This is a genomic window from Pseudonocardia sp. WMMC193, from assembly GCF_021728735.1.
GTDB lineage: Bacteria > Actinomycetota > Actinomycetes > Mycobacteriales > Pseudonocardiaceae > Pseudonocardia > Pseudonocardia oroxyli.
This window is the reverse complement of record NZ_JAKKDO010000003.1, coordinates 3,455,735-3,470,227: the sequence shown is the minus strand read 5'-3', so window position 1 is coordinate 3,470,227 and position 14,493 is coordinate 3,455,735. Positions and strand designations below refer to the sequence as shown.

12 protein-coding genes are annotated in these 14,493 nt (G+C 74.4%); 2 read left to right on the top strand and 10 right to left on the bottom strand.

What is annotated here, in order from left to right:
* Nucleotides 1–80 precede the first annotated feature (80 nt).
* The 6 genes from L3X23_RS17910 to L3X23_RS17885 form a co-directional block, all read right to left on the bottom strand.
* Nucleotides 81–461: a DUF1003 domain-containing protein gene (locus tag L3X23_RS17910; RefSeq protein ID WP_237193264.1), complete on the bottom strand. Its 381-nt coding sequence runs from the start codon at nucleotides 459–461 to the stop codon at nucleotides 81–83.
* Nucleotides 458–3,847: a thiol reductant ABC exporter subunit CydD gene (gene cydD / locus L3X23_RS17905; RefSeq protein WP_237193263.1), complete on the bottom strand. Its 3,390-nt coding sequence runs from the start codon at nucleotides 3,845–3,847 to the stop codon at nucleotides 458–460. The genes L3X23_RS17910 and cydD overlap by 4 nt, the downstream gene beginning before the upstream one ends.
* Nucleotides 3,844–4,875, bottom strand: coding sequence for a cytochrome d ubiquinol oxidase subunit II (cydB, locus tag L3X23_RS17900; RefSeq protein ID WP_237193262.1), 1,032 nt, complete (start codon nucleotides 4,873–4,875; stop codon nucleotides 3,844–3,846). Before cydB ends, cydD begins: the two co-directional genes overlap by 4 nt.
* A gap of 10 nt (nucleotides 4,876–4,885) precedes the next feature.
* Nucleotides 4,886–6,274 carry a cytochrome ubiquinol oxidase subunit I gene (locus tag L3X23_RS17895; protein ID WP_237193261.1) on the bottom strand — a complete coding sequence of 463 codons (1,389 nt, stop codon included), beginning with the start codon at nucleotides 6,272–6,274 and terminating at the stop codon, nucleotides 4,886–4,888.
* A gap of 143 nt (nucleotides 6,275–6,417) precedes the next feature.
* A complete protein-coding gene (locus L3X23_RS17890) occupies nucleotides 6,418–7,053 on the bottom strand; it encodes an SRPBCC family protein (RefSeq protein ID WP_237193260.1) in 636 nt (211 codons plus the stop codon).
* A gap of 166 nt (nucleotides 7,054–7,219) precedes the next feature.
* A complete protein-coding gene (locus tag L3X23_RS17885) occupies nucleotides 7,220–7,708 on the bottom strand; it encodes a DinB family protein (protein ID WP_237193259.1) in 489 nt (162 codons plus the stop codon).
* A gap of 52 nt (nucleotides 7,709–7,760) precedes the next feature.
* On the opposite strand from L3X23_RS17885, the gene L3X23_RS17880 reads away from it, so the two are divergent.
* Nucleotides 7,761–9,722: a SpoIIE family protein phosphatase gene (locus tag L3X23_RS17880; RefSeq protein WP_237193258.1), complete on the top strand. Its 1,962-nt coding sequence runs from the start codon at nucleotides 7,761–7,763 to the stop codon at nucleotides 9,720–9,722.
* A 21-nt stretch (nucleotides 9,723–9,743) separates the two neighbouring features.
* Here the strand turns inward: L3X23_RS17880 and L3X23_RS17875 are convergent, their stop codons facing one another.
* The 3 genes from L3X23_RS17875 to L3X23_RS17865 are packed head-to-tail and all read right to left on the bottom strand — an operon-like array spanning nucleotide 9,744 to nucleotide 12,509.
* On the bottom strand, nucleotides 9,744–10,562 hold the full coding sequence (locus L3X23_RS17875; RefSeq protein WP_237193257.1) for a 2-keto-4-pentenoate hydratase: 819 nt from the start codon (nucleotides 10,560–10,562) through the stop codon (nucleotides 9,744–9,746).
* Complete coding sequence (gene dmpG / locus L3X23_RS17870; RefSeq protein WP_237193256.1) at nucleotides 10,555–11,598, bottom strand: 4-hydroxy-2-oxovalerate aldolase; 1,044 nt, start codon at nucleotides 11,596–11,598, stop codon at nucleotides 10,555–10,557. Before dmpG ends, L3X23_RS17875 begins: the two co-directional genes overlap by 8 nt.
* Nucleotides 11,595–12,509, bottom strand: coding sequence for an acetaldehyde dehydrogenase (acetylating) (locus L3X23_RS17865; RefSeq protein ID WP_237193255.1), 915 nt, complete (start codon nucleotides 12,507–12,509; stop codon nucleotides 11,595–11,597). Before L3X23_RS17865 ends, dmpG begins: the two co-directional genes overlap by 4 nt.
* A 39-nt stretch (nucleotides 12,510–12,548) precedes the next feature.
* Here L3X23_RS17865 and L3X23_RS17860 point away from each other — a divergent pair, with 39 nt between their 5' ends.
* On the top strand, nucleotides 12,549–13,337 hold the full coding sequence (locus L3X23_RS17860) for an IclR family transcriptional regulator (RefSeq protein WP_237193254.1): 789 nt from the start codon (nucleotides 12,549–12,551) through the stop codon (nucleotides 13,335–13,337).
* Nucleotides 13,338–13,469: 132 nt separating this feature from the next.
* Here the strand turns inward: L3X23_RS17860 and L3X23_RS17855 are convergent, their stop codons facing one another.
* Nucleotides 13,470–14,414, bottom strand: coding sequence for a zinc-binding dehydrogenase (locus L3X23_RS17855; protein ID WP_237193253.1), 945 nt, complete (start codon nucleotides 14,412–14,414; stop codon nucleotides 13,470–13,472).
* Nucleotides 14,415–14,493 lie beyond the last annotated feature (79 nt).

Sequence of the window (14,493 nt, the reverse complement as noted above, 5' to 3'; positions counted from 1 at the left end):
CCCGTGCGGAGGTCCCGGGTCGGTAGGGCCGTAGGACCCGGTTCCGCGTCGACACAGCACGGAGCCGAGCGGTCGACTGCTCACCGCGGCGCCTCCTCGACGACCCGGCGGTGCAGCTCGGTGGTGAGCAGATGGATCTCCCGGGTCAGCTGGGTGTTGGTCTTGAGCTCCAGCTCCTGCTCCAGGAAGTCGTGGTCGGCCTTGGCCTGCTGGAACGCCGCCGCACGGTTCTGCCCGATCATGACGAACGTCGACAGGAAGATCGCCTCCAGCGACACGATCAGCGTCAGCGTGGGCCACGGGCTCGCCTCGACGAGGAGCATCCAGACCGCGAAGACGACGACGTGCAGGTAGACGAACCACATCGAGCCGGCGAAGTGGGTGATCGCGTCGGCGAGCCGCAGCTGCGCGTCGGCCGCGCGGTGCTCGCGCATCCGCGTGACCACGGGGTGCTCGGTCATCGTCCACTCCGGACGGGCTCGCGGCCCACCTCGACCCGGGTGAGTCCGGGGGTGTGGTCCGGTCGGTGCGTGACGACGAGCGCGGTCCGGTCCGCCGTCGCGGCCAGGATCTCGGCGCTCAGGTCGGCGGCGGTGGCCTCGTCGAGGTGGGCGGTGGGCTCGTCGAGCACCAGGATGGGGCGGTCGGCGAGCAGTGCCCGGGCGATGCCGAGGCGTTGGCGCTCGCCGCCGGACACGGTGCCGCCGTGCGCGCCGACCGGGGTGTCGAGGCCGGCGGGCAGCCTCGCGAACCAGCCGCCGAGCCGGGCCCGCCGCAGGACGGCGACGAGCTCGGCGTCGGTCGCGTCGGGGGCGGCGAGGGTGAGGTTGGCGCGCAGCGAGCCGTCGAACAGGTGGGTCCACGACCCGCACCACGCGATGCCGTGCCGCACCTGCTCGCCGCGCAGCATCCGCACGTCCGTGCCGTCCGCGCGCAGGGTGCCCGCCCGCGGCGCGAGGGTGCGCAGCAGCGCGGCGACCGCCGTGGACTTGCCGCTGCCCGAGGGCCCGACCAGCGCGATCCGGTGTCCGACGGCCAGGTCGAGATCCAACCCGGCGACGGCGTCGCGGTCCGAGCCGGGCCAGCGCACCGCGAGGTCCTCGGCGTCCAGGGTGGTGGGTGAGGCCGCGTCGGGGGCGTGCTCGGGATCGACGACCGCCGGCTCCAGGGACTCCAGCGACTGCAGCCGCTCGGCCGCGGGCACGATGGACAGCAACCGGACGGCCGCTTCCGGGAGCCCGGCGACGATCTCGGCGAGCGCGAGCGGGGTGAGCGCGAGAACGGCGATCACCGGCCCGGCGATCCGGCCGTCGGCGTAGGCCGTGAGGCCCAGCGCCGCGCAGACCACCGCCGTCGTGCCGATCGCGAGGACCGCCAGGGCGGTGCCCGCCCCGGTGGCCCTCGCGGCCCGCCGCCGGGCCGTCGCGAGCTGGTCGTCGACGTGCGCGAGCGCGTGGCGGTGGCGGTCGGCCGCGCCGAAGACCAGCAGGTCCGCGGCGGCGTCGAGCAGCTCGACAGTGCGCGAGGCGACCTCGCTGCGCAGGGCCGCGGTCCGGTGCTCGCTGCGGTGCGCGGCCCACGCCGCGACCGCGGGCGCACCGACCCCCGCGACGAGCAGCCCGACGGCGAGGGCGAGCCCCGCGGCGGGGAGCAGCAGCAGGAACCCCGCCACCGCCGCGCCACCCACCAGCAGCGCCGCGCACCCGGGGAGCAGCACGCGGACCAGGAGGTCCTGCGGGGCTTCGGTGTCCGCGATCAGCCGGACGAGCAGGTCCCCGCGGCGGTGCCGGGCGGTGGCGGCGGGCCCCAGCCGGACGAGATCGCCCCACAGCCGCACCCGCAGGGCGCTGCCGACGCGCAGCGCGGCGTCGTGCGAGACGAGGCGCTCGGCGTAACGGAACACCCCCTTGCCCAGCCCGAACGCCCGGACCGCGACGATGGCCACCATCAGGGTCAGCACCGGCGGCTGCAGCGCCGCGGTGGAGATCAGCCAGGCCGACGTGGCGGTCAGCGCCACCCCCGAGCCCCAGGCCGACGCCGCGAGCAGCACGGCCAGGACGAGCCGCGCGCGCTGCTCCCGTGCGGCCTGCCGGACCCAGGCCGGCAGGCCGGGTGGGCCCGGCCGCGACGGCCGGGGCGTCGGTCGCGTCGCGGCCGGGGGTCGGGGAGTGGCCGCATCGTCGGCGGACCCGGCCGGGGTGGGCCGGGCCGGGAGCGGGGTCTCCCCGCCCGCCCCCGGCTGGTCGGTGGGGGGTGCGAGGGAGACGACACGATGGCATCGCCCGAGCACGTCGGCCCGATGGCTGACCACCACGACGGTGCGCCCGGCCGCGATCTCGTCCAGCGACTCGCCGATCCGGGTCTCCGTGTCGGCGTCGACGCCCTCGGTGGGCTCGTCGAGCAGCAGCAGGGGCCGGTCGGCGAGGATCGCGCGGGCGAGCGCCACCCGGCGCCGCTGCCCGGTCGAGAGCCCGCCCCCGTCCTCGCCGAGCGGGGTGTCCAGCGGTACGTCCAGGCAGGCCAGCCGGGCCGCCCGGGCCACGCTCGCCGGGCCGGCGTCGGGCACGGCGAGGGTGATCGCCTCCCGCACCGTGTCCCCGGTCAGGACCGGACGCTGCGGCACCCAGGCGACCCGGCGGCGCCACCACGTCGGCTCGACGCCGGCGAGGTCCGTGTCGCCTGCGAGGGCCGTGCCGCCGTCGGGGGCCCGCAGGCCCGCGAGCACGTCCAGCAGCGTCGACTTGCCGGAGCCGCTGGGCCCGGTGATCCCGACGACGGCGCGGGGCGGGAGATCCAGGTCCAGTGCGGCGAGCCGCCCGTCGACCCGCACGCCCCGCAGCCGGAGCCCCACCAGCGCGGGATCGGGAGCGCCCGCCCGGCCGGACTCCGGTGCGGCGGTGTCCAGCAGGTCGAGTGCCGCGCCCGCCGCGGCGGTCCCGGCGGCGGCGTCGTGGAAGCGCGCGCCGACCGCGCGCAGCGGCAGGTACACCTCCGGTGCCAGCAGCAGGACCAGCAGCCCGGTGCCCAGGTCCAGGGAGCCGTCGACCAGCCGCAGGCCGATCGACACGGCGACCAGCGCGACCGACAGCGTCGCCACCAGCTCCAGGACCAGCGAGGACAGGAACGCGACCCGCAGCGTGCGCAGCGTGGCGCGACGGTAGGCCTCCGCGAGCGTGCGCAGACCGGAGGTCTGGTGCCGGTCCCGGCCGAAGGCGACGAGCACGTCCAGCCCCGAGACGAGGTCGAGGAAGTGGTGGCCGAGCACCGCCAACGCCCGCCACTGCCGGGCCGTCGCGCGTTCGGTGTGCAGGCCGACCAGGACGGCGAACACCGGGACCAGCGGCACCGTCAGTCCGACGATCACCGCCGACACCCAGTCCGCGGTGAGGATCCGGACCCCGAGCATCGCCGGGACCACGGCCGCGACCAGCAGCGCGGGCAGGTAGCGGCCGAAGTAGCCCTCCAGGTCGTCGAGCCCGCGCGCGGTGAGCGTGGCGAGCTCACCGCGCGGGGGCAGGTCGGCGCGCCGCGGCCCGAGCCGCAGCACGTGCCCGACGATGCGGCCGCGCAGCTCGCGCACGACGTCCGCGGACGCCCGGTGCGCGGCCACCTCGGCGATCCACGCCAGCCCCGCCCGCCCGGCGACGGCCGCCAGCAGCAGTCCCAGCAGCGGGGCGAGCAGGTCGAGCCCGACGCCGCCCAGGAACCCGTCCGCGATGACCCGGGACAGCAGGTCGGCCTGGACCATCACCAGGGCGGCGGTGGCCACGGCCACGCCCAGCCCGAGCAGCACGAAGCGGCGGGCCGCGGAGGCCTGGCGGAGCAGGCGGGGATCGAGCGGCCTCATCGGGCGTGGGCCCCCGTGCGCACCGGCAGCCCGGCCTCGCCCGCCACGTCGTCGCGGGTCAGCCGCCTGCGGAACACCCAGAACGTCCAGGCCTGGTAGGCCAGCACGATCGGCGTCAGGGCGACCGCGACCCAGGTCATGATCGTGAGCGTGTACGCGGTCGAGGAGGCGTTCGTGGTGGTCAGGCTGTGCGCCGGGTCGGTGGCGGGCAGGACGTCCGGGAACAGCGTGCCGAACAGCGTCACCACGATGGCGACGATCGCCCCCGCGGTGGCGAGGAACGCCCAGCCCTCGCGTCCGCGGGCGGCGAGCAGGGTCCCGGCCACGAGCCCGACGGCGGCGACCCCGGCCGGGATCAGCGTCCACAGCGGACCGTAGGCGAGCACGGCCCAGACCAGGAAGCCCCCGCCGGCCACCACGAGCAGGGGGCCGGTGACCTTGGCGACGCCGATCGCGCGGGTCCGGACGTCCCCCGTGGTCTTGAGCGCGAGGAACACCGCGCCGTGCAGCGCGAACAGCAGCACCGTGGTGACGCCGCCGAGCAGCGCGAACGGGTTGAGCAGCGTGAAGAACGTGCCGGTGTACTCGTGGTCCGCGTCGAGCGGGACCCCGCGGACGATGTTGGCGAACGCGACGCCCCACAGCAGCGCGGGCACGAACGAGCCGCCGACGATCGCGGCGTCCCAGCGGCGGCGCCACCGGTCGTCGTCCAGCTTCCCGCGGTACTCCAGGGCCGTTCCGCGCAGGATCAACGCCACCAGCAGCAGGAGCAGGGCGAGGTAGAAGCCGGAGAACAGCGAGGCGTACCACTCGGGGAAGGCGGCGAAGGTGGCGCCGCCCGCGACGAGCAGCCAGACCTCGTTGCCGTCCCAGACCGGGCCGATCGTGCCGAGTGCGACGCGGCGGTCGGTCTCGTCCCGGGAGACGACGGGCAGCAGCATCCCGACACCGAAGTCGAACCCCTCCAGGACGAAGTAGCCCGTCCAGAGCAGGGCGATGAGCAGGAACCAGAGGGTGGTGAGCTCCATGACCGGGCTCCTAGTAGCTGACGGACGGGGTGGGCGTCGCGATCGGCACGACGCCGGCGGGCGGCGGGGGACCGGCCTTGACGTAGCGGAGCATCAACCCGACCTCGACGACGGCGAGCCCGCCGTAGAGCAGGGTGAACACGATCAGGGAGATCCACACCGAGGTCGTGGACACCGCGGGCGAGACGCCGTCGGCGGTGCGGAGCATGCCGAACACCAGCCACGGCTGGCGGCCCATCTCGGTGAAGATCCAGCCCGCGGTGTTGGCCGCGAACGGCAGGAACAGGGCGACGATCGAGCTGATCAGGAACCACCGCGGGATCGGTCTCGTCGCCCGCTTGCGGGTCAGCCAGAGCCCGACGAGCGAGAGCAGCCCGGCCACCATCCCGAACCCGATCATGAGCCGGAAGGTCCAGTAGGTGGTGGGGATGCTGGGGGTGTAGTCACCCGGGCCGAAGGTCTGCTCGCCGCGCGCCTGCAGGTCGTGGATGCCCTCGACGGTCCCGTCGAAGGAGCCGGTGGCCATGAACGACAGCACCCGCGGCACCCGCAGGCTCCAGACCTCCTGCGACCCGTCGAGCGAGCCGACGGTGACCAGCGAGAACGACGCGGGCGCGACGGTGTCGTACAGCGCCTCGGCGGCGGCCATCTTCATCGGCTGCTGCTCGGTCATCAACCGGGCCTGCAGGTCGCCGCTGACGACGACGCCCAGGCTGCCGATCAGCAGCGTCACCAGCGCGACCCGGATCGAGGGCCGGAAGACCTCGGTGTGGGTGCCCTTGCGCAGGTGCCAGGCGCTGATCGCGAGCACGAACACCCCGGCGGTCACGAAGCAGGCGGTGAGGGTGTGCGCGAACGCGCCGACGGCCGTCGAGTTGGTCAGGACCGCGCCGAAGTCCTTCAGCTCGGCCCGGCCGGTGGCGTCGTTCACGACGGAGCCGACCGGGTGCTGCATCCAGGAGTTCGCGGCGAGGATGAAGTACGCCGAGAGCATCGTGCCGATCGAGGCCAGCCAGATGCAGGCCAGGTGCACCCGCTTGGGCAGCCGGTCCCAGCCGAAGATCCACAGGCCCAGGAAGGTCGACTCGAGGAAGAAGGCGAGCAGCCCCTCGATCGCGAGCGGGGCGCCGAAGATGTCGCCGACGAACCGGCTGTAGTCGCTCCAGTTCATCCCGAACTGGAACTCCTGCACGATGCCGGTCACCACGCCGATGGCGAAGTTGATCAGGAACAGCTTGCCCCAGAACTTCGTCATCCGCAGGTAGCGGTCGTCGCCCGTGCGGACCCAGGCCGTCTGCATGCCGGCGACGAGGAAGGACAGCCCGATCGTCAGCGGGACGAAGAGGAAGTGGTACACGGTGGTGATCGCGAACTGCCACCGTGCGAGATCGAGGTTCATCCGGCCCTCCTGGCCACCGGCGGTTCCGGTCGGTGATCAGGCTCGCCGCCCGCCGGGCTCCGTCGCGAGGGCCGAGGGGCGCGGGTCCGCGGGACCCTCGGTGGGAATGGTCGGGACGAAGGTCCCGACCGGGCCCCCGGCGGTCATCCGGCGGCGAGGCGCTCCGCGCGGGTCCTGATGCCGCGCAGCATCCGCCGCTGCATGGCGAAGTCGCCCAGCTCCAGCAGGACCACGCCGAACAGCGCCGTGAGCGGACGGGACCAGTCGTAGCGGGCCCGGACCCTCGTCACCAGGCGGGTGCCGCCGTCGGGCAACGGGGTCAGGCGCCAGACCCAGGAGCTGTCGGGCTTGGCCCACAGCAACCAGCGGGGCGCGTCGAACGCCTCGACGCGGAAGGCGGTGCGCTCCGTCGGCGTCCCCCACGGGGACATCGGCACCCATCCGCCCACCTCGAGGTGCTGGAGATCCTCCCGTACCTCGGTGGCGCTGGGGCGGGCCAGGTTGTCGAGCAGGTCGTTGCTGTACCAGCCGCCGCGCCCCGCACCGACCTGCACCAGCCACGGCCACACCTGCTCGGGCGCGGCGGCGATGGAGATCGCCCGGGTGGCCCGGAACGAGGCGCCCGGGCAGAGCTCGTCCCCCGGCAGGTCGACGGCCACCTCGGATGGTTCGGCACCCCAGCACAGGTGGCGGCGCCGGTACAACGGCGCGGTCAGGAACAGCGGGAGGTCGGCGAGGACCGCACCGACCTGCCGGCCGAGCTCGGCGGCGGCGGGCACGCGGAGCCAGGGGAGACGTGACGGCGTCGACGCTCGTTCCGACATACCGCTCAGCCTGCCGCCGAGGAGGAGCCGGTGGCCAGGGGCGACGGACACGGGGCCCACCGGTCGTTCGGCCCCTCCGGGGCGGGCCGGGGTGGTCGCCCGCGCCGCGTGGGCGGGTTCCTCACCGGGCCGCGAGGACCTGTTCGCGCAGGATGTCGGCGTGCCCGGCGTGTCGGGCGAGCTCGCGGAGCATGTGGACGTGGATCTCCCACAGTCGTCGCTCCCCCCGACCGGTCACGACGGCGTCGAGCTCGAGCGCGGCGACCGCCTTGCGGGAGGCCGCGCAGGCCTCCCGATGGCGGGCCCGCACGGACTCGACGGTGTCCGACTTCCGCAGCCGGAACGACGAGTCCGGGGTGCCGCGCTGCGGCTTCCCCGTGATCGCCTCGCCGTACCAGACCCTCTCCACCCAGGTGACGTGGGTGAGCAGGCCGAGCAGGGTCGTCCGCGAGGGGACGAGCCGGCGTCGGGCCTCCTCCTCGGACAGCCCGTCCAGGCTGTCGTGCAGGGCGACCCGCTGCTCGTCGATCAGGTCCTCGAGTCGGCTGCGCATGGCGCCGATGGTGCCCGAGCCCTCCGCGGTGAGCATGTCGTCTTGCCGAACCGGCATGTGGCCGGGGCGCCCACGCGTCAACCCGGGGCGGAGCGGGTACTCCTGCCCGGTGGGTGATGGCGTCGGGGACGGGCCGGCCGGCGAGGCCGGGGTGGTCCAGGCCGCGTTCGACGAGATGCCGATCATGCTCGTCTACGTGGAGGGGCCCGAGCACCGCTTCGCCGCGGCCAACCGGGCCTACCGGGAGTTCCTCCAGGCGCCCGATCTCGTCGGGCGGCCCATCCGGGACGTCATGCCCGAGGCGGAGGGGCAGAACCTGTTCGAGCTGTTGGACCGGGTCTACGCCACGGGTCGAGCCCAGTCGGGGCGGGAGTGGCGGGTCTACTGGAACGCGACGGGGGAGACCTTCCTGACCTTCGACGTGGTCCCGCGCTTCGGCGCCGACGGGACGGTGGTCGGGCTGCTCACCCAGATCTCGGACGTCACCGAGCAGGTGCAGGCGCGGCGTGCGGCCCAGGCCGAGGCGAAGGAGGCGCGGGAACGCTACGAGCAGGCCCGGGACGTGATCACCACCCTGCAGCGCGAACTGCTGCCGCGCGGGGTGCCGGTGATCCCGGGACTGGACATCGCCGCCTCCTACCTGCTCGCCGACACCGACACCGCGGCCGGCGGGGACTGGTTCGACGCCTTCGCACTCGCCGACGGCCGGGTGGCCCTGGTGGTCGGTGACGTGGTCGGTCACGGAGTCGCGGCCTCGGCGGCGATGGGGCAGCTGCGGGTGCTGCTGCGGGACCGTCTGGCCCGGGGTGGCGGTGCCGGGGGCGGCCTGGTCGAGGCGCTGGACGGGCTGGACGCGGCGGCGAAGGACATCCGCGGTGCCCGCGCGGCGACGCTCTGCGTGGCCGTGGTCGATCCGCGCCGGGGAACCGTCGAGTACTGCACCGCGGGGCACCCGGCCCCGCTGCTGGTCCCGGCGGACGGTCCGGCCCGCTACCTCACGCCGACCGGGGCCGGGCCCCTCACCAGCGGCGTCGGGTTCCCGGTCGCCTGCGAGCAGCTCGGCGAGGGTGAGCTGCTGCTGCTCTACAGCGACGGCATCATCGAACGGCCCGGGCGGGACCTGGCGGGGAGCACCGTGGAACTGGCCCAGGTGGTCGCCGACATCGCGGCCGGGCGCGGACTGCCCTCGCCGTTCCGGTCGGTGCCGCGCCGGGTGAGCACCGAGGGCATCGAGCTGGTGGTGCGGGGGACCGGGCACGCCGACGACATCACCCTGCTCGCCGCCCAGCGGGTCGCTCCGGTGCCCGACCTGGTCCTGCAGACGCGTGCGTCTGCGGAGGTCGTGGACGAGCACCGCCGAGCGCTGGGTGCGTGGCTGCGCACGTGGCACGCCGACGAGGCCGATGTGGTCGCCGCGCAGCACGCCGTGGGCGAGCTGGTCACCAACGCCGTCGAGCACGCCTACGGCCCCTCGGGGACCGGCCCGGTCTCGGTGACCGCGACGGTGACCCCGCGCGGCCTGCTCCGTGTCGAGGTCCGTGACCGTGGGCGGTGGACACCGCCCGGAGGGGGCCGGGCGCGGGGATGGGGGCTGTCCATGACCGGCGAGCTCGCCGACGCCTTCACCCTCGACCGGGCCGACGACGGGACCACGGCGTCGATCGAGCTCGCCCTGTCCCGGGCGGCGACCCTGCTCACCGGCGACACGCAGGCGTGGGGGGACGGCCGGAGCGAGCGCGACGCCGACCCGTTCCTGATCCTCGACCTGTCGGGCGGCGACGGTGACGCGATCCGCGTGGACGGGCCGCTGGACGTCGTCAACGCCCCCGTCCTCGACCGCGAGATGATCCGCCGGAGCCACGGCGGGGCCACGTCGCTGGTGGTCGACCTGACCGGCGTCACCCACCTGGCCAGCGCCGGGGTCTCCGTCCTGATCCTGGCTCGGCAGCGGTGCGTCGACGGGGCCTCCCTCACCCTGGTGGCACCCCCGGGCACCGTGGCCGACCAGATCCTCACCCTCGTGCGACTGCCCCACCAGCCGAGCCGCCCGCCCGGCCCGCACGACACCTGACGGGATCCGACGGCGCCGGGTTCAGCCGAGCGAGGCGACGATGGGGGACTCCACCACGCCGAGACGGTCGAACTCGGCTCGGAAGGTGTCGCCGGCGGCCATGGGGACCGCGGCGTGCAGCGCGCCCGTCATCACGAGGTGGCCCGGTTCGAGGGCGACGCCCCGGGCGCCGAGCACGGTGGCCAGCCAGGCGACGACCGCCAACGGGTCGCCGAGCGCGGCCGCGCCCGCTCCGGTGGCGATCACCTCTTCGTTGCGGGAGAGCACCATCCCGGTGAGGCGGGTGTCGATGTCGTCGAGGGGGACGATGTCGTCGGACACCACGTACGCCCCGTTGGAGGCGAGGTCGGCCACGGTGTCGGCCAGCCGGATCCGCCAGTCGGCCACCCGGGAGTCGACGATCTCGATGGAGGCCACCGCGCCCCGTACGGCGGCCCGGGCCTGCTCGACCGTGACGTCGGGGCCCGTCAGCCGCTCGCCCAGGACGAAGCTGATCTCCGCCTCCATCTTGGGCGCGATGAAGCGGTCCAGCGGCACCTCCTCCCCGTTGCCGTAGCGGGTGGACCGCAGCACCGGCCCGAAGTCGGGGGAGTCGACGCCGATGAGCTGCTGCATCGCGACGGACGTCAGGCCGACCTTGTAGCCGACGATCTCGTCACCGTCGTCGAGCAGCATCGGGACCAGGGCCTGCTGGATGGCGTATCCGTCGGCGAGGGTGAGGTGCGGCTCCGCGTCGGTGAAGGGGGCGATGGGCACCCGGTTCCGTCGGGCCTCGTAGAGCGCCTTGGCCTTGCGCGGTGCGTCCTGCACCGTCACGGTCTCCGGTGTGGGCTCACCCATGGCCGTGCTCCCGGGCCAGCTCGAGCGCGACGTCGATGATCATGTCCTCCTGGCCGCCGACGTAGCCGAGCTCGCCGCACCGGCGCAGGATCTCGTGGGCCGGGACCTTGTAGCGGTCGGCCGCCCGTTCCGCGTGCAGGAGGAACGAGGAGTAGACGCCCGCCCAGCCCTGGACGATGGCGTTGCGGTCCATCTTCGGCCACCGCGGCAGGTAGGGACGCACGACGTCCTCGGCCGCGTCGATCAACCCGAGCACGTCGAGACCGGTGTCCACGCCGAGCCGGTCGAAGACGGCGGCGAGCACCTCGGTGGGGGAGTTGCCCGCCCCGGCGCCGAGCGCGCACAGCGAGCCGTCGATGTAGCGGACCCCGACCTCGTGCGCGATGACCGAGTTGGCGACGCCGAGGCTCATGTTCTGGTGGCCGTGGTAGCCGACCCAGGCCTCGTCGCCCACCTCGGCGATCAGCGCCTCGAAGCGGGCCCGGGCCTCGTGCATCAGCAGGGCGCCCGCCGAGTCCGTCACGTAGGGGGCCTGACAGCCCGCGTCGACCATGATCCGGGCCTGCTTCGCGAGGTCCTCCGGGGAGGTCCGGTGCGCCATCATCAGGAAACCGGCGGTCTCCATGCCGAGCTCGCGGGCCACCCCGAAATGCTGCGGGGAGACGTCCGCCTCCGTGCAGTGGGTGGCCACGCGGACCATCTCGGCGCCCGCGTCGTGGGCGCGGCGCAGGTCCTCGGCGGTCCCGATGCCGGGGACGAGGAGGACGGCGATCTTCGCGCTCGTGGCCTCCTCGCGGGCGGCGGCGATCAGCGTCGTCTCGTCGGTGCGGGAGAAGCCGTAGTTGAACGACGACCCGCCGATCCCGTCGCCGTGGGAGACCTCGATGACCTCGACGCCCGCCCGGTCCAGGGCGCGGACCGTGTCGCGGACCTGGGACTCGGTGAAGCGGTGGGCCATGGCGTGGCTGCCGTCGCGCAGCGTGGTGTCGATGATCCGGACGTCCCGGGTGAGGGTGGGCCTGATCGTGCCGCTCATGCCGCGGACTCCTGCCTGGCGATGGCCATCAGCTCGCCGACGCGGGCCGCGGCGGCCGTCATGATGTCGAGGTTGCCCGCGTAGGCGGGCAGGTAGTCGGCGTTGCCCTTGACCTCCAGGAACACCCCGACGCGGGCGTGTCCGTCCCACTCGTCCCGCGGTTCGTCGAACTGCGGTTCGGCGCGCAGGGTGTAGCCGGGGACGTACTGCTGCACCTCGGCGACCAACTCGTGGACCGAGGCGGTGACGGCGGCGCGGTCGGCGTCGGCGTCGATCGCGCAGAACACCGTGTCACGCATGATCATCGGTGGTTCGACCGGGTTGAGGATGATGATCGCCTTCCCGCGCCGGGCGCCGCCGACCTCCTCGACGGCCCGTGCGGTGGTCTCGGTGAACTCGTCGATGTTCGCCCGGGTGCCGGGACCGGCGCCGCGGGAGGCGACGGAGGCGACGATCTCGGCGTAGGGGACCGGCGTGACCCGCGAGACCGCGTGCACGATCGGGATCGTCGCCTGGCCGCCGCAGGTGATCATCGAGACGTTCGGGGCGTCGAGGTGGGCGGCCCCGTTGACCGGGGGCGACACCATCGGCCCGAGATGGGCGGGGGTCAGGTCGACGGCCTGGATGCCGGCCTCGGCGTAGCGGGGGGCGTGCGCGATGTGCGCCTTCGCCGACGTCGCCTCGAAGACGATCTGGGGGAGGGGGTCCTGGCGCAGCAGCCAGTCCACGCCCTCCGCGCTGGCCTCGACCCCGAGCTGTCGGGCGCGGGCGAGCCCGTCGGACTCGACCACGCCGACGACGTGGCGGACGTCGAGCAGCGCGCTGCGCTGGAGCTTGACGAGCAGGTCGGTGCCGATGTTGCCCGGTCCGACGATGGCGGCGGTGACCGGCTCCGGTGGGTGCTGGGACATGACTGGACGATCGCAGGGCGGCGCGTGGACACTCCAGCGATGCGTTCGACTCAGCGGGACGGCGGTCCGATCTCGGTCGTCGGTCGGGCCTTCGGTCTGCTCGCGGCCTTCCAGCCGACGGACGGCGCGCTGAGCCTGTCGGAGTTGGCCCGACGGACGGGACTGAGCAAGGCCACGGTGCACCGGCTGGTGCACCAGATGGCCGAGCAGGGCGCGGTGGAGATCTCCGCCGAGGGGGTCCGGGTCGGCACCCGGCTGTTCGAGCTGGGCCAGCTCGCCGCGCGGCCGCGCAGCCTCCGCGACGCGGCCGCGCCGCACCTGGCCGACCTGCGGGAGGCGACCGGGGAGACGGTCCACCTCGCGGTGTCGGACGGGGCGGAGGTGCTCTACGTGCAGAAGCTCGAGAGCAGGCGCGTCCCCGACGTGGAGTCGCGGGTCGGCGGGCGGATGCCGCTGTACTGCACGGCCGTGGGCAAGGTGTTGCTCGCGCACGCCCCGGCCGACGTCGTCCGCGAGGTGCTCGCGGGGCCCCTCGAGCGCAGGACCCCGCGGACGGTGGTCGCCCCGGGGCTCCTGGAGCGCGAGCTGGCGCGGATCCGGGAGACCGGCGTGGGGGAGGAGCGCGAGGAGTCGACCGTCGGCGTCGCCTGCGTCGCCTCACCGGTGTTCGCGACCTCGGGCGAGGTCGTGGCGGCGGTGTCGATCACGGGGCGGTCCACGCGCATCGACCCGAGCCGGCTGGCTCCCGCGGTGCGCACCACCGCGTTGGGGATCTCACGGTCCCTGCGGTCCGCCGCGCCGGATCTGCTCGACCTGGGTGGGGGATGAGGTGGCGATTCCCGCGTGTGGTCCGCGGCTGCACGGCCGGGCGGCCGTGGCTCGGGTGGTGGTCAGCCCGGACGCGACACCTCCACCGCGCCCCCGACGAGCCGGTCCGCAAAGCCCGTGTCCGGCCGCCTGTCACACGAGCAGGACGACCTTCCCCAGCTTCCCGCGGGCGCTGAGCCGGTCGTAGGCGGCGCTCGCGTCGTCGAGGGGGTGGGTGGCGGCGACCGGAACCGTGATCTCCCCGCTCGCGAGGAACGGCAGGACCTCCCGCTCGACGGCCCGGCTCGCGTTCGCCTTGTCCTCCAGCGGGCGGGTGCGCAGCACGCTGGCCCGGACCGTGGCGCGCTTGAGCGCGAGCAGGCCGAGGTCGAGGGTGGCCTCCCGGCCGGAACCGACGCCGATGACGACGATGCGTCCCCGACCGTTCAGCGAACGGAGATCCGCCCCGAGGTTGTCGCCCCCGACCAGCTCGAGGATCACGTCGTAGGGGCCGTGGTCCGGCGCGTCGGCCGGCTCGACCGCGGCAGTCGCCCCGAGGGCTGTCACCGGCTCGTGGTTGTCGGGGTTGCGCACGGAGGCGATGACCTCGGCGCCTGCTGCCGCCGCGATCTGGACGGCGGCGACCCCGACACCGCCCGCCGCGCCGTTGACCAGGACCCGCTCTCCGGGGCGGAGCCCGGCCTGGCTGTGGAGGGCGTCGTGGGCGGTCACGAAGGCCTCGGGGAACCCGCCGGCCGCGGCCCAGTCCACCGACTCCGGGACGGGCATCAGCTGACGCTCGTGCACCGCGAGGTACTCCGCCTGCGCGCCGCCGCCCACGACGGCCATGACCCGGTCGCCGACGGCGAACCGCTGCGCGAGCGGCCCCACCTCGGCGACCTCTCCCGCGAGCTCCAGTCCGGGGATGTCCGCAGGCGATCCGGAAGGCGCGGGGTAGAGGCCGGCCCGCTGGCCGAGGTCGGCGGGATTCAGCCCGGCCGCCCGGATGCGGACGAGCACCTCTCCGACGCCGGGCACCGGCGTCGGGTGTTCCCGGACGGCGAGGACGCCAGGGGCCTCGATGGTGAGGGCCTTCATCGTCGTGCAGCTCCCTTACACTTACCAACAGTAAGTGACAGGCTGACGAGGAAGTACGGTGGCGTCGAGTACGCACTTC